The 18,862-nt window shown below is 73.2% G+C and carries 17 protein-coding genes; 11 read left to right on the forward strand and 6 right to left on the reverse strand.

What is annotated here, in order from left to right:
* The 3 genes from ACXJKG_RS10085 to ACXJKG_RS10095 all read left to right on the forward strand — a co-directional run.
* The coding region (locus ACXJKG_RS10085; protein WP_456845629.1) for a hypothetical protein at positions 1–214 on the forward strand (214 nt) is incomplete at its 5' end.
* 121 nt (positions 215–335) lie between these two features.
* The gene (locus ACXJKG_RS10090; RefSeq protein WP_456845630.1) at positions 336–839 is read left to right on the forward strand and encodes a hypothetical protein; all 504 of its coding nucleotides are present in this window, start codon (positions 336–338) and stop codon (positions 837–839) included.
* A gap of 341 nt (positions 840–1,180) precedes the next feature.
* Positions 1,181–2,404, forward strand: a complete 1,224-nt coding sequence (locus ACXJKG_RS10095; RefSeq protein ID WP_456845631.1) for a pyridoxal phosphate-dependent aminotransferase — start codon at positions 1,181–1,183, stop codon at positions 2,402–2,404.
* A gap of 5 nt (positions 2,405–2,409) precedes the next feature.
* On the opposite strand, the gene ACXJKG_RS10100 is transcribed toward ACXJKG_RS10095, so the two are convergent.
* Together ACXJKG_RS10100 and ACXJKG_RS10105 are read right to left on the reverse strand one after the other, a co-directional pair.
* Entirely contained in the window at positions 2,410–5,532 is a 3,123-nt protein-coding gene (locus tag ACXJKG_RS10100; RefSeq protein ID WP_456845632.1) for an Ig-like domain-containing protein, read from the reverse strand.
* A 226-nt stretch (positions 5,533–5,758) separates the two neighbouring features.
* Positions 5,759–7,060, reverse strand: coding sequence for a multidrug effflux MFS transporter (locus tag ACXJKG_RS10105; protein WP_456845633.1), 1,302 nt, complete (start codon positions 7,058–7,060; stop codon positions 5,759–5,761).
* Positions 7,061–7,164: 104 nt separating this feature from the next.
* On the opposite strand from ACXJKG_RS10105, the gene ACXJKG_RS10110 reads away from it, so the two are divergent.
* Positions 7,165–7,902: an SOS response-associated peptidase gene (locus tag ACXJKG_RS10110; RefSeq protein ID WP_456845634.1), complete on the forward strand. Its 738-nt coding sequence runs from the start codon at positions 7,165–7,167 to the stop codon at positions 7,900–7,902.
* On the opposite strand, the gene map is transcribed toward ACXJKG_RS10110, so the two are convergent.
* Genes map through ACXJKG_RS10125 form a run of 3 tightly spaced genes read right to left on the reverse strand, consistent with a single transcriptional unit; the run spans position 7,899 to position 10,646 of the window.
* Complete coding sequence (gene map / locus ACXJKG_RS10115) at positions 7,899–8,675, reverse strand: type I methionyl aminopeptidase (protein ID WP_456845635.1); 777 nt, start codon at positions 8,673–8,675, stop codon at positions 7,899–7,901. The genes ACXJKG_RS10110 and map overlap by 4 nt on opposite strands.
* Positions 8,676–8,703: 28 nt before the next feature.
* The gene (locus ACXJKG_RS10120) at positions 8,704–9,780 is read right to left on the reverse strand and encodes an adenylate/guanylate cyclase domain-containing protein (protein WP_456845636.1); all 1,077 of its coding nucleotides are present in this window, start codon (positions 9,778–9,780) and stop codon (positions 8,704–8,706) included.
* 14 nt (positions 9,781–9,794) lie between these two features.
* Complete coding sequence (locus tag ACXJKG_RS10125; protein WP_456845637.1) at positions 9,795–10,646, reverse strand: biotin--[acetyl-CoA-carboxylase] ligase; 852 nt, start codon at positions 10,644–10,646, stop codon at positions 9,795–9,797.
* 105 nt (positions 10,647–10,751) lie between these two features.
* Here ACXJKG_RS10125 and ACXJKG_RS10130 point away from each other — a divergent pair, with 105 nt between their 5' ends.
* The 4 genes from ACXJKG_RS10130 to ACXJKG_RS10145 are packed head-to-tail and all read left to right on the forward strand — an operon-like array spanning position 10,752 to position 14,900.
* Positions 10,752–12,353 (forward strand): acyl-CoA carboxylase subunit beta, encoded by a 1,602-nt coding sequence (locus ACXJKG_RS10130; protein ID WP_456845638.1) that lies wholly within the window; start codon positions 10,752–10,754, stop codon positions 12,351–12,353.
* The gene (locus ACXJKG_RS10135) at positions 12,350–12,922 is read left to right on the forward strand and encodes a hypothetical protein (RefSeq protein ID WP_456845639.1); all 573 of its coding nucleotides are present in this window, start codon (positions 12,350–12,352) and stop codon (positions 12,920–12,922) included. Before ACXJKG_RS10130 ends, ACXJKG_RS10135 begins: the two co-directional genes overlap by 4 nt.
* The gene (locus tag ACXJKG_RS10140) at positions 12,915–13,139 is read left to right on the forward strand and encodes an acyl-CoA carboxylase subunit epsilon (RefSeq protein WP_456845640.1); all 225 of its coding nucleotides are present in this window, start codon (positions 12,915–12,917) and stop codon (positions 13,137–13,139) included. Before ACXJKG_RS10135 ends, ACXJKG_RS10140 begins: the two co-directional genes overlap by 8 nt.
* A gap of 39 nt (positions 13,140–13,178) precedes the next feature.
* Positions 13,179–14,900, forward strand: coding sequence for a DUF885 domain-containing protein (locus ACXJKG_RS10145; RefSeq protein WP_456845641.1), 1,722 nt, complete (start codon positions 13,179–13,181; stop codon positions 14,898–14,900).
* A gap of 77 nt (positions 14,901–14,977) precedes the next feature.
* Here the strand turns inward: ACXJKG_RS10145 and ACXJKG_RS10150 are convergent, their stop codons facing one another.
* Positions 14,978–15,685: a vitamin K epoxide reductase family protein gene (locus tag ACXJKG_RS10150; protein WP_456845642.1), complete on the reverse strand. Its 708-nt coding sequence runs from the start codon at positions 15,683–15,685 to the stop codon at positions 14,978–14,980.
* 130 nt (positions 15,686–15,815) lie between these two features.
* On the opposite strand from ACXJKG_RS10150, the gene ACXJKG_RS10155 reads away from it, so the two are divergent.
* The 3 genes from ACXJKG_RS10155 to ACXJKG_RS10165 form a co-directional block, all read left to right on the forward strand.
* The gene (locus ACXJKG_RS10155) at positions 15,816–16,457 is read left to right on the forward strand and encodes a nucleoside triphosphate pyrophosphatase (protein ID WP_456845643.1); all 642 of its coding nucleotides are present in this window, start codon (positions 15,816–15,818) and stop codon (positions 16,455–16,457) included.
* Between the two features lie 116 nt (positions 16,458–16,573).
* The gene (locus ACXJKG_RS10160) at positions 16,574–17,143 is read left to right on the forward strand and encodes an aromatic ring-opening dioxygenase LigA (protein WP_456845644.1); all 570 of its coding nucleotides are present in this window, start codon (positions 16,574–16,576) and stop codon (positions 17,141–17,143) included.
* Between the two features lie 218 nt (positions 17,144–17,361).
* The coding region (locus ACXJKG_RS10165; protein WP_456845645.1) for an acetyl-CoA carboxylase biotin carboxylase subunit at positions 17,362–18,862 on the forward strand (1,501 nt) is incomplete at its 3' end.

An 18,862-nucleotide genomic window follows, 5' to 3' on the forward strand; every position in this document is an offset into this window, starting at 1 on the left:
GGGTGTCGACGAGCAGGAGTTCCTGGCTCGGCTCGACGAGGTCGCGATGGGTGCCTACGAGGACCAGTGCGCTCCCGCGAACCCCCGGATGCCGATGATCGGCGACATGAAGGACCTGATGACTGCGGCGTACTACGGCACGTCCCTGGGAGACGTCCGTGCCCGCCGCAGCGAGCAGGCAGCAGCCGAGCGGGTCCCCTCCCCCGCGCTGTAGCCGCTCGCCGCCGACGCCCCGCCTCCACAGAGGGCGGGGCGTCGGCCCCTTCTCGCTGGGCGTGTCGGTGCGCAGAGAGGCAGACTGTGGGCCCGACCTGACCCGAGCACCGGAGGACCGCATGCCCAGCCCGATCCGCCCTCGACTCGCCCGCGTCGGAGCCCCGCTGGTCGCCGTCCTCCTCGCCGCGGGCCTGGCGTCGTGCTCCAGCTCCGACATCGACGACGCCAAGCAGAAGGCCAAGGACGCCGCGAGCCAGGCGCAGACCGCGGTCGACAACCTCAAGTCCCAGGTCGCCGACGCCCAGGCCGAGGCCGACGCCGCCGCGCAGAAGATCACCGACCTCAAGACCCAGCTGGGCACCCTCGACGACTCCGCGACCAAGGCCGTCACCGACGCACAGAGCGCCGTCGCCGACGCCCAGGCAGCGCTCGAGAAGGCCAAGTCCGACGGGTCCGCCGCCTCGCAGCAGTCGCTCGACGACGCCAAGGCCCAGCTGGCCGACGCCAGGAGCGAGCTCGACACCGCCAAGGGCAACGCCACCGGCGCCGCCGCCGACGGTCTCGACCAGATCTCCCAGCAGCTCGCCACGCTCAGCGACAAGCTGGACGCCGCCGGCAGCTGATCGATCCGGGCTCGCCTCTCCACGGTCCAGCAACGACGAACGACGGCATCGTGTCGCAAGTCGGCGATCCGTTGCGTGCCGAAAGGGTGAATTCGATGCTCCTCGGCGCGGGATGTTGTACCTGGGGCGGGACGTGCCGATCTTCTAGGTATGGCCGAACGTCAGGCGCAGCGGGTTCTGCGGAGACACCACGTGGAGTGGTGGATCGTCGCAGCCTGGGCGTCCCTTGCACTGGTCGTGGTCGCGGGCCTCACCGCCGCGTCCGGACTGGTGAGCTGAGCGCACCCGCTCACGACCCGTCGGCGACGGGTCGGTTCCCCGCCACCCCCTAACCTCGGTGCATGACTGCACCCCGCTGGCAGGACGTCGCCCGCGCGACCGGGTTGATGGGCGACGACGGCGTCCCCCGGGCCACCGTCTTCGCGGAGATGTCGGCGCTCGCCGCGCGCACCGGCGCCGTGAACCTGGGGCAGGGCTTCCCGGACGTCGACGGCCCCGCGTCCGTCGCCCGGGCCGCCTCCGACGCGATCGCCGCCGGCGCGAACCAGTACCCGCCCGGACCGGGCATCCCGGCCCTGCGCGAGGCGGTCGCCGAGCACCAGCGGGACCGGTACGGCCTGCGCTGGGACCCCGAGTCCCAGGTGCTGATCACGGCCGGCGCCACCGAGGCCATCGCGGCGACGGTGCTCGCGCTGGCCGGCCCGGGCGACGAGGTGCTCACGCTCGAGCCGTTCTACGACTCCTACGCGGCCGTCATCGCCATGGCCGGCGCGACGCACACCACGGCGCCCCTGCGCGCGACGGCCGGCGGGTTCCGGCTCGACCTCGACGCGCTGACCAGGGCGTTCACCGCCCGGACCCGCCTGGTGCTGGTGAACACCCCGCACAACCCGACCGGCACGGTGCTGACGCGCGACGAGCTCGCGGCGATCGCCCGGCTGGCGGTCGCGCACGACGCGCTGGTGGTGACCGACGAGGTGTACGAGCACCTGGTGCTGGACGGGTCCGACGCCGTGCACGTCCCGATCGCGACCCTGCCCGGCATGGCCGAGCGGACGCTCACCATCTCGTCGGCCGGCAAGACGTTCTCGTTCACCGGCTGGAAGATCGGCTGGGTCACCGGCCCGGAACCGCTGGTCACCGCCGTGCGCACCGTGAAGCAGTTCCTCACGTACGTCAACGGTGCGCCGTTCCAGCCCGCGGTCGCGTTCGCGCTGCGCGACCCGGACGTCGCCGCCTGGGTGGTCGAGCTCGCCGCCTCGCTGTCCCGCCGGCGGGACCTGCTGTGCGGCGGGCTGGAGGACGCGGGCTTCGCGGTGGTCCGGCCGCAGGGGACCTACTTCGTCCTGGCCGACGCCACGCCGCTCGGGTACACCGACGGCGCCGCGCTGTGCCGGGACCTGCCCGCGCTCGCCGGTGTGGTCGGCGTGCCCGTGTCCGCGTTCACGCATGCCGGGTCCGACGTCGACACCGCCCTACGGCCGTGGGTCCGGTTCACCTTCGTCAAGCGCGACGAGGTGCTGGAGCAGGCCGTGGAGGGCCTGCACCGGCTGCACCGGGCCTGACGGCCTCAGCCTCGGGCGGCCAGCCGTCGTCGGCCCACCGCGAGCGCCAGACCCGCGCCCACCAGCGAGAACGCGACCAGGAGCCCGGTCACCGGGTCCGACCCCGTGTGCGCGAGCGAGGTCGGGTGCGCCCCTCCGGAGATGCGCACGGTGACCTTCACCGTGGTCGGGTGGGCGGCCGGCTTCGGGGTCGCGGGCGTCCCCGCGGGCACGGTGACCGTCACCTGGAGGACCGGCGGCGCCGCCAGCGTCGAGATCGGCGGCGGCGGGTACGTGACCGTCATCGTCGCCGTGACGTCCTGCCCGGCCGTGTTGGTCACCTGGTAGTCGAGGTGCGCGTCGCCCTGGAAGTCGGGCACCGGCGTGAAGACGACCTCGCCGTCGTCGACCGTCCAGGTGCCCTCGCCCGGCACGGTCACCGAGCTCACCGGCAGGCCGCTCACGGGGTCGAGCAGCTGGACGCTGGTCGGGTCCCACGCGAGGTTGTCGCCGGGCACGTCGTTGATCAGCTCGGGGAGGGTCGTCGGCTGCCCGGGCACGCCCGTCGCGGTGTCGTCGACGGCGTGGGCCAGCTGCACCGGCGCCGTCACGTGGACGGTCACCGTGGCGTCGGTGGTCTGCCCGGAGGAGTCCGTCGCGGTGTAGGTGAAGGTGTCCGTGCCGCCCCAGCCCGGGGTCGGCGTGTAGGCCCAGCTCCCGTCCGGGGCGATGGAGACCGTCCCGTGGGCGGGCGGGCCGACGGCGGTCACCTCGAGGTCCGAGCCGGAGTCGTTGACCAGCACGCCCGGGGCGTCGCCGGTGGTCGTCACGTTGGCCGGCACGGTGCCCAGGTCGTCGTCCGCGGCCTGCGGCGTGACGGTGATGGTCACGGTCGCCCCGTCGGAGAGGTGACCGTCCGAGGCGACGTACGTGAAGGTGTCCGTCCCCGAGAAGTCGGGGTCGGGCTCGTAGCGCAGCCCGCCGGTCGGGTCCACGACCACGGTGCCGTGCGCCGGCGTGGACGGGGAGCCCACGGTGAGGCCGGTGCCGACGTCGTTGACCAGGACGCCGGGAGCCGGGACGGTCAGCGGCGTGTTCACCGTGGTGGTCCACGCGTCGTCGACCGCGACCGGCGTGACCGTGATCCGCACGGTGGCCGTCGCCTTCTGGCCGTAGTCGTCGGTGACGGTGTACTGGAACTGGTCGGGCCCGATGTAGCCCGCCGCCGGGGTGTAGGTGAAGGACCCGTCGGGGTTGGTCGTCACCGTGCCGTGCCCGGGCGTCGTCGTGGCCGACGTCACGACGCTGAGCCGCGTGCCCGCGTCGTTGACCAGCACACCCGGGGCAGCCACGGCCAGCGGCGTGTTGACCGGTGTCGTCTTCGCGTCGTCGACCGGCGCCGGAGCGGTGGGGACCGGGAGCACGTCGAGCTGGGTCGCGGTCTGCTTGGACGGGAAGTACGTCCACAGGTCGAGGCCCTTGGCGTCGCCCAGCGTGCCGCCCGTCACCGGGCAGTACTGGTTCGCGTTGAGGCCGGCGCCGTCGCCGAACGCGCGCGCGTTGCTGGTGCTGTCGACGCCGGTCACCGGGTCGGCGAACCGCTGGGCGGGCAGCGGCGTCGAGAAGGCCGCGCACACCGTGCCCGAGGTCAGGTCGCCCACGCGGACGCCCGTGCTCGACAGGTACGTGCGGTCGTCGTAGAACACCCGGTTGCAGTTGGAGCCCGTGCTGGCCACCCCGGTGAAAGGGCAGACGCCGGCCGGGGGGTTGAGCAGCGTGATGCTGGGACCGCCCAGCGTCGAGCTCTCCACGTCGAGCATGGGGGCGTGGTACTCCCCGGCGCGCAGCACCGCCCGCACCGCGTACCCGTTCTTCACGGGCAGCGCGACGCCGCTGTTGTCCTTGCCGTCCCAGGTCACCGTGAAGGTCCCGGCGGGCACGACCCCGCGCAGCGCACGGTTGCCGGGCAGGCCGGCGTCGAAGTTGGCTCCGTCGCGCGAGATGACGATCTCGTAGGTGCCGCCGGAGCCGGCGTCGAGCCGGAACGTGCCGCCCTGGCCGACGTAGCTGCCGTGGGTGGTGGCCAGTCCGCTGAAGTCGACGGCGCTCAGCGTCGGCGGGACGGGGGTGGTCGGGATGCCGAGGGCGGCCAGCGTCTCGGACGCCAGCGGCTCGAACGACAGCGGGTACTGCGCCTTGGCCAGGTGCACGCCGCCGACCAGCGACGGGAGCGTCTGCGGGGCCGTGCCCGTGCCGACGACGTCGTGGTTCAGGGGCGTCTTCCCGTCGGCGTCGAGGAACCCCTCGCGGTTGCCGTAGAACACGAACCCGTTGGGGTCGAAGCCGTGGGTGTCCACCGCGTAGCGGTAGCCGTCGAGCGTGTTGAGGAACAGCTTCATGGTCACGGGCCGCGGGTTGCCGCCCGTGAACCCGGCCAGCACGTAGGTGAACGCGCGCCCCGGGATGTCGACGACGGAGGAGGCGCTCGTGCCGGCGCGGACCGTGAGGTCCCAGGCGTTGACCGACGAGCCGGCCGCTGCCGTGAAGCCGCTCGCCGGGTTGAGGTCACGGTCCGGCGACCCGTCCGCCGCGTTGCTGATCCCCGCCGACCCGAAGAACGCCACCCGGTAGAGGCCGGTGGTCGGCGCCGTGTACACGCAGGGCACGTAGCCGGCGGTGTTCTGCGTCCCGTCCACCGACTGCGCACGGGCCAGCTCCTGGGTCCGCGTGCCGATCTTGCCGACGAGGCTCGCCGCGCCCACCCGGTGCGCCGCGCAGCTGAACCCGTTGGTCCCGTCGACCACCACCGGCAGCGTGCCGGCCTCGGTGTCGGTGACCACGCCGGGGTTCCAGATCGCGATGTCCGCGCTGCCCGTCCCGATCGACGACGAGCCCGTGAGGATCTGCTCGCCGGCCTGCGCGAACACCGTGAACAGCGTGCGGCGCTGGATCTGCGTGTCCCCCGCGGGGCCGTACGCGTTCGTCCTCCACTCGAGCGCAGCCCGGCACGGGTGGCTCGCGTCGCACGCCGCGTCGGAGGTACCGACGCGGGGGAACAGGTCGGCGCTGCCCGAGGCCACGGCGGGCACGGCGGCACCGCCGAGCGCGAGCACGGCGACGAGGAGGCTGAGCACGAGGCGACGCAGCATGCGGTTCCTTCCGGCGGCCTCACACGCTCAGGGGGTCTCCCGGCGTGCGGTCGTCGAGGCGGGGGTCGACGGGCACGCTAAAGACATCGGCAGATGCACGGCAGGGCCGGACGGGTCACCGGGTGGTGCAACCGCAATTCACCCGTGCGACTTGTCCCGGCATGGGCGAAACGCCTGGTCAGCAGGCCGTCCCGGGGTCACTCGAACGTGTATCGGGCGGGGAGGCTCAGACCGCCCAGGCGCCGTCGCGGTGATACGCGGGCGTGGCCAGCGCGAGCACCAGCAGGGCCGCGGCCGAGGCTCCGACCATCACCGCGGCCATCGCCACGGCGTCCCCGCCGAGCAGCCCAGACAGCGGGCTGACGATGCCCGAGACGCCCGCCTGCGTGGCCCCGATGACCGCCGCGGCGGTGCCCGCGACCTCCCCGTGCCGGCTGAGCGCGAGCGCGGAGGCGTTGGGCGGCACGAAGTTGACCATCGCGAGGATGAGCCACAGGACCACCAGCAGCGCGGTCAGGCCGCCCCAGCCCGTGATCGCGATGGCGAGCAGCACGAGGGTCAGGCCCAACGAGACCGGCAGCACGACGCGCACGATCCGGATGGGCGCGACCCGCCGGACGAGGGACGCGTTGACCTGCGCGCCGGCGACCAGGCMCATCCCGTTGACGGCGAACAGCAGCGAGAACTGGTGCGCGGACAGCCCGTACCCCTCGCGCAGCACGAACGGGGACGCGACCACGTAGCTCATCAGCACGGCGACGCCGAGGCCGGGCAGGATCGCCAGCGCGACGAAGTGCCGGTCCCGCAGCAGCCGCCGGTACCCGGACAACGCGGCCGTGAGGCCTCCCTCGCGACGCTTCTCCGGCGGCAACGTCTCCGGCAGCCGGCGCCAGACGACGACCCACAGCACCACGCCGAACAGCGCGAGCGCGACGAACACCCCGCGCCAGCCCCACTCCCCGGCGATGAGCCCGCCGATCGACGGCGCGAACAGCGGGGCGACGCCGATGACGAGCATGAGGCGCGACATGAGGCGCGAGGCGTCCGCGCCGACGAACCGGTCCCGGATGATCGCCATCGCGACGACGCTGGCGGACGCGTTGAAGAACCCCTGCACGGTGCGCAGCGCGATCAGCGGCACGATCGCCGGGGCCAGCGCGCAGAGCAACGAGGTCACGACGTGCAGCGAGACGCCGATGAGCACGGGCTTGCGGCGGCCGAAGCGGTCCGACAGCGGCCCGATGACCAGCTRGCCCACGGCACCGCCGATGAGCATCGCCGTCATGGTCAGCTGGGCGGCCGTGGCCGAGGTGTGGAGGTCTCGGGCGACGTCGGGGAGCGACGGGAGGTAGATGTCGGTCGAGATGGCCGGCAGCGCGCACATCAGGCCCAGCAGCAGCACGTACTTGGCGTTGGGGCGGTACTGCGGGGCGGGCGCGGTSYCGACGACCGGCACSACYCCSGGGGGTACGACGCCKGCGGCCGGCGCTGGGTCGGTCGGTGCGGGAGGGGTGGTGCGAGAAGTCATCGGGCCCCATCCTCCCACAGGAAACGAATCGATTCGATCCCGTCTCGGCTCTCGGGCACCCCGCCGGCCCGGCGCGCGTGGGTGGCTCCTGGCACGCTGGGCCCATGTGTGGTCGCTATGCCTCCTTCCGCGAGGACCAGGCGCTGGCCGACGAGTTCGCCATCGCCACCATCGCCGACGACGTCCGGCTCCTGCCGCCCTCGTGGAACGTCGCGCCGACCGACGGTGTGCGCATGGTGGTCGAGCGCGCGGACCGCGAGACCGGTGAGATCACCCGCCAGCTGCGGGTGGCCCGGTGGGGCCTGGTGCCGTCGTGGGCGAAGGACGTGTCGGTCGGCAACCGGATGATCAACGCCCGGGTCGAGTCGGTCGGCGACAAGCCGGCGTTCGCCCGCCCCTTCGCGGTCCGCCGCGCCCTGCTGCCCGCCGACGGCTACTACGAGTGGAAGAAGCCCGACCCGGCGACCGGCAGCAAGCGCAAGCAGCCGTTCTACCTGCACCCCGCGGACGGCGACGTCGTCGCGCTGGCCGGGCTGTACGAGTTCTGGAAGGACCCGAGCAGGGCCGACGACGACCCCGACCGGTGGGTGGTCAGCGCGACCGTCATCACGCGGCCGGCCTCCGACGAGCTCGTGCACATCCACGACCGCCAGCCCCTCATGCTGCGGCCCGAGGCGTGGTCGGCGTGGCTCGACCCGGCCGTCGGCGCCGACGGTGCCCGCGAGCTCCTGGAGGCCCCCGCGCCGCAGATCGTGGCCACGCCCGTCTCGACGGCGGTCAACACCGTCGCGAACAACGGCCCGTCGCTGGTGGACGAGGTCGAGCCCGAGCCGACCGGCTAGTCCCGCGTCGGCAGCGTGAGGATCTCGGCCCCGGCGTCCGTGATCGCGATCGTGTGCTCGCTGTGTGCCGTCCGGCCGCCCGTCGCGCTCCGGAGCGTCCACCCGTCGGCGTCGGTGACGAGCTCGTCGGTGTCCACCATGACCCACGGCTCCAGGGCGAGCAGCAGCCCGGGGCGCAGCGTGTACCCGCGGCCGGGCCGCCCGGTGTTCACGACGTGCGGGTCCTGGTGCATCGTCGACCCGATGCCGTGGCCCCCGAAGTCGGTGTTGATCGGGTAGCCCGCCGCGCTGAGGACCGTGCCGATCGCGTGGGAGATGTCGCCGATCCGGGCACCGGGTGCGGCCGCRGCGATGCCGGCACGCAGCGCGCGCTGCGTCGCGTCGATGATCGCGACGCTCTCCGGGGGCCGCGCGTCGCCGACGAGGAAGCTGACGGCCGAGTCCGCGGCGATGCCGCCCAGGGAGACGGCGAGGTCGAGGGTCAGCAGGTCCCCGTCGGCGAGCGCGTAGTCGTGGGGCAGCCCGTGGAGCACGGCGTCGTTCACGGACGTGCAGATGTAGTGGCCGAACGGCCCGCGCCCGAAGGACGGCGCGTAGTCGACGTAGCAGGACTGCGCCCCGGCCTCGCCGATCATCGCCTGGGTCCAGCGGTCGATGTCCAGGAGGTTCGTGCCGACCGTCGTGCGGCTCTTCACGGCCTGCAGGATGTCGGCGACGAGGGCGCCCGTGGCCCGCGCCCTGACCAGCTCGGCGGGGCTCAGGATCTCGATCATGCGGCGCTCTCCTGGTCCCGGGTCACGCCTACGCTCCCGCGGACCGCAGCCGGACCGGGTGGACCGTCCCGATCCCCGCCAGCCGCCGGGCGGGCCGCGGCTCGAGCACGAAGCGCGGGTCGTCCGACAGCGCCTGAGCCGTGGCGGCGTCGACCAGCACGGTGCTGGGATCGGCGATGTCGGTCAGGCGCGCGGCCAGGTTCACGTCGGGCCCGAACACGTCGCCGAACCGCGACAGCACCCGCCCCCAGACCAGCCCGACCCGCACGGGGGTGACGCCGCGAGCGCCCTCGAACAGGCCGCCGGTCGTGGTCTCGCGGTCGACGTCGAGCTCCTTGCCCAGCGCGTCGGCCAGACCGAGCGCGATGACCGCACCGGTGCCGGGGCTGTCGGCGACGAAGAGGACGGCGTCGCCGATGGTCTTCACGACGCGCCCGCCGGCGGCCGAGACGACGTCGCGCGCCGCGGCCTCGAACCGCTGGACGAACTGCGAGAGGTCGGTGGACCCGAGCCCGGCGGTGCGGCGSGTGAACGAGACCATGTCGGCGAACCCGACGGCGCGCGCGAGCGGCAGGGCGGAGCTGTCGGGKCCGGGCGCGCGGAGCTGCCCGAACTCGCCGGCGTACCGACCGGCGATCGCCGCCAGCTGTCGTCGGTACGAGTGCACCAGCTGCGCCTCGAGCACCGGCGCCAGGGAGGCCAGCCGGTCGAGGACGAGCAGCCGCGCCGTGGTGTCGTCGAGCTCGTACCGCCCCGCCATGTCCTCGACCAGCGCCTCCACCTGCCACAGCGCGAGGCGGTCGGAGGTGTGCCCGAGGGCCCTCGTGACGGTCATGACGGTGCGCAGGTCCAGGCCGTGCTCGCGCACGAGGGCGGCGGCGCGGTCGATCGCCTCGGCGTCGCGCTCGGTGTAGATCGGGTCGTCCGGGTCGGCGTGCGGCAGCCCCATGGTGGTCCAGAACCCGCGGACCACGTCGATCTCGATCCCGGCGCGCTCCGCCAGGTCCCGGGCGCTCAGGGTGCGGGCCCCGCCCAGCAGCTCCGCGTCGAGCTCACCCACCGTCGACTCGACGAAGTCGAGGTCCTGCGATCGATCGTCCGGCACGGGTCGAGGGTAGTTCACCCGGCGGCGCGGACGTGGCGCACGTCACCCGCGAGCACGCGGTGGCTGACCCCGGCGTCGTCGACGACCACGAGTGCGCCGTCGTCGTCGAGCCGCTCCGCGAGGCCGCTCACCGAGCCGCCGCCGGGCAGCTCCACCCGCACGACGGTCCCGAGCGTGCCGCACACCGCGGCGATCTCGTCGGCCAACCCGGACCCGAGGGCGTCGCCACCCGAGTCGCGCCACCGCCCGGCCACCTCGAGCTGCGCCGCGACGAGCGCGACGAGCATCCCCTCGCGGTCGACGTGCTGGGCGCCGGCGAGCGCGAGCGACGTCGCGCTGGGCACCGGCAGCTGATCGAGGGTCTGGCTGACGTTGATCCCGATGCCGATGACGACGGCCGGCGGCTGCCCGTCCGGCAGCGCGACGACCTCGGTGAGGATCCCGCCGATCTTGCGCGCCGCCCCCCAGCCCTCCACCTCGGTGTCGGCCGGCACCAGCAGGTCGTTGGGCCACTTCAGCGTCGCCGGGACCCCGGCGGTGGCCCGCAGCGCGTTCACGGCACCGAGCCCGGCCAGCAGACCGATCCAGCCGAACGACGCCGCGGGCACGGGCGGATGCGTGACGAAGCTGCAGGTCAGCGAGGTCCCGGCGGGGGTCTCCCACGAGCGCCCGGCCCGGCCTCGCCCGCCGGCCTGGTGCTCCGCGACCAGCACGCTGGCGTCCGGCCAGGACTGCGGGTCGGCCCGCAGGTCGGCGGCCAGGTCGGTGTTCGTCGACTCCGTGCGCTCGACGATCTCGACCCGCGAGAGCGGTCCGGCCGGGGCGAGCAGGAGGTCGCGGAGCTCGGCGACACGCAGCGATGGCATGGCGCCCATGATGGCGTGCGTTGTGGGAACCCGACACCCCGACGCGGGCAACACCGTGATCCGCCTGCACGTGCATGGAGGGCATCGACAACTAGCCTCGGTCGGGTGACAGACACCCAGCAGCCCGTCGACACGGCCCCGCGCACCACGGCCGCCAAGCTGGCGGACCTCGCCGAACGCTACGACGCCGCCCGGGACGCCGAGCAGTCGGCCGTCGACAAGCAGCACGCACGCGGCAAGCGGTCCGCCCGCGAGCGCATCGAGCAGCTCCTCGACGAGGGCTCGTTCACCGAGGTCGACGCGTTCGTGCGGCACCGGTCCACCAACTTCGGTCTGGACAAGAAGCGGATCGAGGGCGACGGCGTCGTCGTCGGGCACGGCACGGTCGACGGCCGCCCGGTCTGCATCTACTCCCAGGACTTCACGGTCTTCGGCGGCAGCCTGGGCGAGGTGCACGGCCAGAAGATCACCAAGGTCATGGACCTGGCCCTGCGCACGGGCGTCCCGCTCATCGGCATCAGCGACGGTGGCGGCGCGCGCATCCAGGAGGGTGTCGCGGCGCTGACCCAGTTCGCCGAGATCTTCCGCCGCAACGTCGCCGCGTCCGGGGTGATCCCGCAGATCAGCCTCATCCTCGGCCCGTCGGCCGGCGGCGCGGTGTACTCCCCCGCCCTGACCGACTTCATCGTCATGGCCGACGGCACGTCCAACATGTTCATCACGGGCCCCGACGTCATCCGCGCGGTCACCGGCGAGGACGTCGGCTTCGAGGAGCTGGGCGGCGCCACCACGCACAACACCCGGTCCGGCGTCGCGCACTACATGGCGTCCGACGAGGACGACGCGTTCGACTACGTGCGCGCGCTGCTGACCTACCTGCCGCAGAACAACCTCACCGACCCGGTGACGTTCGACCACGTCGCGGAGCTGTCCCCCAACGAGTCGGACGAGGAGCTGGACACCCTCCTGCCCGACTCCGACAACCAGCCGTACGACATGCGGACGGTCATCGAGCACGTGCTGGACGACGGCGTACTTCTCGAGGTGCAGCCGCTGTACGCCCAGAACGTGCTGATCGGCTTCGGCCACGTCGAGGGGCACCCGGTCGGCATCGTCGCCAACCAGCCCATGTCGATGGCGGGCACCCTGGACATCAACGCCGCCGAGAAGGCCGCGCGGTTCGTGCGGACCTGCGACGCGTTCAACATCCCGGTGCTCACGTTCGTCGACGTCCCGGGATTCCTGCCCGGCACCGACCAGGAGTGGAACGGCATCATCCGCCGCGGCGCCAAGCTCATCTACGCGTACGCCGAGGCCACCGTCCCGCTCGTCACCGTCATCACCCGCAAGGCGTACGGTGGCGCGTACATCGTCATGGGCTCCAAGCAGCTCGGCGCCGACGTCAACCTGGCCTGGCCGACCGCGCAGATCGCCGTCATGGGCGCGGGCGGCGCGGTGAACATCCTGCAGCGGGGCGCGCTCAAGTCCGTCGCGGACGCGGGCGGGGACGTCGAGGCCGAGCGACGACGCCTGACCGCCGAGTACGAGGAGGCCATCGTGAACCCCTGGGACGCCGCCGACCGCGGCTACGTGGACGCGGTCATCGCGCCCGCGCAGACGCGCGCGGAGATCACGAAGGCCCTGCGGCTGCTGCGCACGAAGCGCGCCAGCCTGCCGCCCAAGAAGCACGGGAACATCCCGCTGTGAGCGAGCACGCGCACGACCACTCGGACGAGCACGACGGGCACGACGACCCGGCGCACGGCCCGGAGCCGCTGGTCGGCGTCGACCCGGCGGACCTGCACGCCGCCGTCGCCGCGCTGGCCACCGCGCTGCACGGCTACGTCGACGTCGCGGTCGGCGTCCGCGCCGAGTTCGGGTCCACCGAGGCCGACGAGGACCCCCGCGTCCTGGCCCTGGAGTCAGAGATCGGCGGCCTGAACGCGAAGCTGTACGACCTCCTGCACGAGCGTCTCGGCCTGCACGCCGACCTCACGGGCATGTCCTGGGGCGACGACGAGCACGGCGACGCGGACGCCCCGCCCAGCGACGCGGAGATCGACACGTTCCACCTCGGCTTCGTCGTCGGCCCCCCTCCCGGCACGTCGGACCTCTCGCTCGACTCCGTGCTGGACCTGGTCGAGCAGGGCGGTGCCGAGCTGGCGCAGCACCTGGTCGACGCCGGATTCGAGGTCGGCGAGTGGGGCGTGTCCCGCGGGGCCGCCGTCGCGTTCGAGGAGGACGAGCCCGACGACGAGGACGACGACGATGACTGACGCCGACGTCCAGGTCGTGCGGGGCACTCCCGACGACATGGAGCTGGCGGCCCTCGTCGCCGGCCTGATGGCGGCCGCGTCCGAGCGGGCGCGCCTCGCCGAGGTCACGGACCGGGCCGTCGCGGCGCCGTGGGCGGACCGCCGCCGCACCATGCGGGGCACCCGCGTGGGCCTGCGACCGGGCCCGGACGCGTGGCGCTGGAGCCTGCGGGGCTGACCCGATAAGCACGTGCTACCCCCCGGTAGTGTCGTGCGGGTGACTTCGACGACGACCACACCAGACCCGCGCCCCGCCTCCCCGATCGACGCGATCGCCGAGGCCTACGTGACGCAGCTCGCCACCCTCGACCCGCTGGCCGCGACCGAGATGGGCATCGCGGGCCACGACCACGAGATGACGGACCTCTCGCCGGCCGGGCTCGACGCGCTCGCGAACCTCGCCCGGACCACGCTCCAGGCGCTGGACGGCGTGTCCCCGACCGACGAGATCGACCGGATCACCCTGGCCGCCATGCAGGAGCGCCTCGGCCTGCACCTCGAGCTGCACGAGGCCGGCGAGCTGCTGCGGAACCTCAACAACATCGCGTCGCCCGTGCAGGGCCTGCGCGACGTCTTCGACCTCATGCCGACGGGCGACGTCGAGGCGTGGTCGAACATCGCAGCCCGCCTGAACGCCCTGCCCGGCGCCGTCGACGGGTACATCGAGTCCCTGCGGCTCGCCGCGAGCAACGGCGCCGTCGCGGCCGCACGCCAGGTCGAGGAGTGCGCCCGTCAGGCGGCCGAGCTGGCCGACCCGGAGACCTCGTTCTTCACCACGTTCGTCACCGGCGACGCGGTGGACTCGGTGCTCGACGAGTCCGCCGCGTGCTCGCTGGTGCGCGCCGAGCTCGAGCACGGCGCGACCGCGGCCCGTGCCGCCTACGCGACCCTCGCCGCGTTCCTCACCGACGAGCTCGCCCCGCAGGCCCCCCAGCAGGACGCCGTCGGCCGCGAGCGCTACGCCCTGTGGTCCCGCGAGTTCCTGGGCGCCACGGTCGACCTCGACGAGACGTACCGGTGGGGGCTCGAGGAGCTCGCCCGCGTCGTCGCCGAGCAGGAGGCCGTCGCCGCGCAGATCGCCGGCCCCGGCGCCTCGGTCCAGGACGCCGTCGCCCTGCTCGACCAGGACCCGACGCGCACCCTGCACGGCACCGACGCGCTCCAGGCCTGGATGCAGGAGACGTCGGACGCGGCGATCGACGCCCTCGACGGCGCGCACTTCGAGATCCCCGTGCCCGTCCTCACCCTCGAGTGCCGCATCGCGCCCACCCAGATGGGCGGCATCTACTACACCGCGCCCAGCGACGACTTCAGCCGTCCCGGTCGGATGTGGTGGTCGGTGCCGCCGGAGGTCACCACGTTCAACACGTGGCGCGAGAAGACGACGGTCTACCACGAGGGCGTCCCCGGCCATCACCTGCAGGTCGGCCAGGCCGTGTTCGAGCGCGCGACGCTGAACCGCTGGCGCCGGCTGGCGTCGTGGACCTCGGGCTACGGCGAGGGCTGGGCTCTGTACGCCGAGCGGCTCATGGCCGACCTCGGCTTCCTCGACGACCCGGGCGACCGGCTCGGCATGCTCGACGGCCAGCGCATGCGCGCCGCCCGCGTGGTGTTCGACCTGGGCGTCCACCTGGGCCTCGAGGCTCCGGAGGAGTGGGGCGGCGGCACCTGGGACGCCGACAAGGGCTGGGAGTTCCTCAAGGCCAACGTCAACATGCCCGAGGCGTTCATCCGCTTCGAGTGGAACCGGTACCTGGGCTGGCCCGGCCAGGCGCCCTCGTACAAGATCGGCCAGCGGCTCTGGGAGGAGACGCGCGACGAGGCCCGCGCCAAGGCGGAGGCCAAGGGCGAGGAGTTCTCCCTGCGCGACTTCCACGCCCGCGCGCTGGGCATGGGCGCGCTGCCGCTCGACGTGCTGAAGGCCGCGTTCGCGGGCTGACGACGAATGACGGAGGGCCGGTGGCGCGATGCCACCGGCCCTCCGTGCGTCCGGGCCCCGGACCCGGGGCGTCCCCGTCAGAGGAAGGACGAGCCGTACTTGAGCACGATCGCCGCCGCCAGCAGCACGATGAGCGCGACGGTGACGAACCAGTCGTTGCCGTGGTCGACGAACCGCCGGGCCGAGCCGCCCCACGTCCCGGGGAAGTCGATCACCCGGTCCCGCACGTTGAGCCGCGTCAGCCCTGCCCACACGAGCGTGGTGGTGACGGTGATGAGCAGGCACCACGGGCACAGGGCCTTGATGACGAAGTAGGCCTCGAAGAACAGCCACCACGCGAACAGGAAGCCGACGGTGTAGATCGCCTGGGCGCCGAGCATGAACCAGCGCGGGAACCGCACCCCGCCGAGGATGGCGACCGCCACGGTGATGACCACGGACTCGGCGGCGATCCCGAGGAACGCGTTGGGGAAGAACTCGCCGAGGATGTGCGCCTGCCACGTCAGCGCGACGGCCTTGCAGTCGATGACGGAGTTGATCGAGCACCCGAGCGCCGCGTCGGGGTTGGTCGCCAGCTTCAGGGCGTCGATCGACAGGACGAACGACGCCAGCAGGCCGAGCGCCCCCGAGATGACCATCTCGATCGCGGTCCGGGTCCGCCACGACTGGGCCGGCGGCTCGAGCAGGTCGGGGTCCGGGTCGACGTACTCGTCGTCGAGCTCGTCGATCTCGATGGGGTCGCCGTCGTGCCTGTCCTTCGCCGACGACCTCGTCGCGTCACCCACAGCGCCTCCTCCTGACCTCGGGCCGGCGGTACCGCCCGCGCGCACCCGACCACCGCGCGCCCATTGTGCCCCGCCCAGCGGTGCACCTGGCCAGGACCTTCGGCCGGCCGACGAACTAGGCTCGCCCACCGTGACCCGTCTGCTGCTCGCCTCCGCCTCCCCCGCCCGCCGCGCCACCCTGCTCGCCGCCGGGATCGAGCCGCTCGTCGCGGTGTCGGGGGTCGACGAGGAGGCCGTCCTGGCCGCGGCGACCGAGCGGTTCGGTGCGCTGGACCCCGCGGACGCGGTGCTGCTGCTGGCGCAGGCGAAGGTCGAGGACGTCTCGCGGCACCTGCCGGACGAGCTCGACGACGCGGACGACCTGCTCCTGCTGGGCTGCGACTCGATGCTCGAGCTCGACGGCGAGATCTTCGGCAAGCCGGCGGACGCCGAGCAGGCCACGGCCCGGTGGCGCACGATGCGCGGCCGGTCGGGCGTGCTGCACACCGGCCACTGGCTCATGGACGAGCGGGACGTGCCGGCCATGCTGGGCGCGACGTCGTCGACGACCGTGCGGTTCGCGAACCTGTCCGACGAGGAGATCGACGCGTACGTGGCCACGGGCGAACCGCTCGCGGTGGCGGGTGCGTTCACGGTCGACGGGCTGGGCGGACCGTTCGTCGACAGGATCGAGGGCGACCACCACGGCGTGGTCGGGCTGAGCCTGCCGCTGCTGCGCGAGCTGCTGGGCGAGGTCGGTGTCAGCATCCCGAGCCTGTGGAGCCGGTCCTGACCTAGGTCCCAGGGAATCGCGTTCCCGCAGGTGAACGATCTACCTGTGGGCCAGCCCGAGAGGCCCATCGGGGCCGGGTAGGCCGGACCCGAGAGGGGCGTCCGAGGGACACTGACATGTCGATCAACTCCGTAGCGCAGAACAACCGCTTCGTCCGCATCTCCGGTCTGCTGGCGATCATCGCCGGCGCCGTGTTCCTCGTCGCGGGCGGTGTGACGTGGGGAGCAGTCTCCAGCAACCTCAAGGCCGAGAAGATCACGGTCTCGCCCGACGCGGCCCACTTCGGCGGCTCGCTCGTCGACACCCCGTGGGAGGCGTTCGCCCAGGCGGACATCATCAAGCACCACGCCCTCACGGCGACCGGCGGCCAGACGTACGCCGAGGTCTCCACCCAGGCGAAGGCGCTCGGCGACAAGCTCACCGCTGACGGCATGTCGCCCGCCGACCAGGCCAAGGACCCCGACCTTGCCAAGCTCAACGGTCTCAAGGCCGTCGTCATGAACGGTTCGTTCCTGCGCGCGTCGCTGTTCACCTCGGTCGTCGCCTTCGGCGTCGCCGCCCTGGTGATGGGCGTCGGCGTGGTCTTCGGCCTCATCGGCTTCGCCCTGCGCCGCCTGGCGCCGGCCACGGAGCCCATCGCCCCGATCGTCGCGCCGGCCGAGGAGAACCTCCTCGCCCGCGTCTGACAGCCCGCACGACGAGCCCGGTCCCCCAGGGGCCGGGCTCTTCTGCGCCCCCACCTTGTGGCGTTCGGACAAGCGCGCGGCCGCAGGGGCGCCACCACGGCCGCGTCATCTGCGGATCCCTACAAATCAGCACCCTGGACGGTTGGCCGGATCGACAATCTTGCGGGGGCGCGGACCATGGGCACCGGTCCGACCCGTGCCGGGCGTTACGGTGAGCCGTGCCCGCCATCTCCAAGGTCCTCATCGCCAACCGCGGTGAGATCGCCGTCCGCATCGCCCGAGCCTGTCGCGACGCCCGGATCGGCTCGGTCGCGGTCTACGCCGACACCGACCGTGAGGCCGTGCACGTCCGGATCGCCGACGAGGCCTTCGCTCTCAACGGCGCCCGCGCGGCGGAGACGTACCTCGACATCTCCAAGCTGCTCGACGTGGCCCGCCGGTCCGGCGCCGACGCCGTGCACCCCGGCTACGGGTTCCTCGCCGAGAACGCCGCGTTCGCGCAGGCCGTCCTCGACGCCGGGCTGGTGTGGATCGGTCCCCCGCCGTCGGCCATCGAGTCGCTGGGCGACAAGGTCAGCGCGCGGCACATCGCGCAGAAGGCCGGCGCCCCCCTGGTCGCGGGCACCCCGGAGCCGGTGCAGGGCGTCGACGAGATCCACGCGTTCGTCGCCGAGCACGGCCTGCCCGTCGCCATCAAGGCGGCGTTCGGCGGCGGCGGGCGCGGCCTGAAGGTCGCGCGCGAGTCCGACGAGATCGACGAGATGTTCGAGTYGGCCACGCGCGAGGCCGTCGCGGCGTTCGGGCGCGGCGAGTGCTTCGTCGAGCGCTACCTGGACCGGCCGCGGCACGTCGAGACGCAGTGCCTCGCCGACGCCCACGGCACGGTGGTCGTCGTCTCCACGCGCGACTGCTCGCTGCAGCGCCGCCACCAGAAGCTGGTCGAGGAGGCGCCCGCGCCGTTCCTCACCGGGGCCCAGCGCGCCATGCTCGTCGAGTCGTCGAAGGCGATCCTGCGCGAGGCCGGCTACGTCGGCGCCGGGACCTGCGAGTTCCTGGTGGCCGCGGACGGCACCATCTCGTTCCTCGAGGTCAACACGCGCCTGCAGGTCGAGCACCCCGTCACCGAGGAGATCAGCGGCATCGACCTGGTCCGCGAGCAGCTGCGCATCGCCGCCGGTGAGCCGCTGGGCTACGACCACGTGGAGACGCGCGGCCACTCGATCGAGTTCCGGATCAACGGCGAGGACCCGGGCGCGGGCTTCCTGCCGGCCCCCGGCCGCATCAGCACGCTGCGCTTCCCCTCGGGCCCCGGCGTCCGCGTCGACTCGGGCGTGGCCGAGGGCGACAGCATCTCCGGGCTGTTCGACTCGATGATCGCCAAGGTCATCGTCACCGGCGCCGACCGGCCGCAGGCGCTCGCCCGGGCCCGGCGCGCGCTGGCGGAGCTCGAGGTGGTCGGCATCCCGACCGTCGTCCCGTTCCACCGCGCGGTGCTCGAGGCCGAGGCGTTCGCGCCGACCGACCCCGCGCAGCCGTTCTCCGTGCACACCYGCTGGATCGAGACCGAGTTCGCCGAGACGGTCGCGGCGCTGGCCCCGGCGGCGCCGCCGGAGGACGACGAGGACGACGAGCCCGCCGCCCTCGAGCGCGTGGTCGTCGAGGTCGGCGGCAAGCGGCTCGAGGTCGTGCTGCCCGCCGCGCTGGCCCTCGGTCGCGGGC

The sequence above is a fragment of the Cellulomonas sp. P5_C6 genome (genome assembly GCF_054049635.1).

Bases quoted from the DNA above. Each gene is read 5' to 3' on its own strand.
- ACXJKG_RS10160 (WP_456845644.1), top strand. From the start codon at position 16,574: ATGTCGATCAACTCCGTAGCGCAGAACAACCGCTTCGTCCGCATCTCC.
- ACXJKG_RS10125 (WP_456845637.1), bottom strand. From the start codon at position 10,646: ATGCCATCGCTGCGTGTCGCCGAGCTCCGCGACCTCCTGCTCGCCCCG.
- ACXJKG_RS10095 (WP_456845631.1), top strand. From the start codon at position 1,181: ATGACTGCACCCCGCTGGCAGGACGTCGCCCGCGCGACCGGGTTGATG.
- ACXJKG_RS10110 (WP_456845634.1), top strand. From the start codon at position 7,165: ATGTGTGGTCGCTATGCCTCCTTCCGCGAGGACCAGGCGCTGGCCGAC.
- ACXJKG_RS10100 (WP_456845632.1), bottom strand. From the start codon at position 5,532: ATGCTGCGTCGCCTCGTGCTCAGCCTCCTCGTCGCCGTGCTCGCGCTC.
- ACXJKG_RS10140 (WP_456845640.1), top strand. From the start codon at position 12,915: ATGACTGACGCCGACGTCCAGGTCGTGCGGGGCACTCCCGACGACATG.
- ACXJKG_RS10090 (WP_456845630.1), top strand. From the start codon at position 336: ATGCCCAGCCCGATCCGCCCTCGACTCGCCCGCGTCGGAGCCCCGCTG.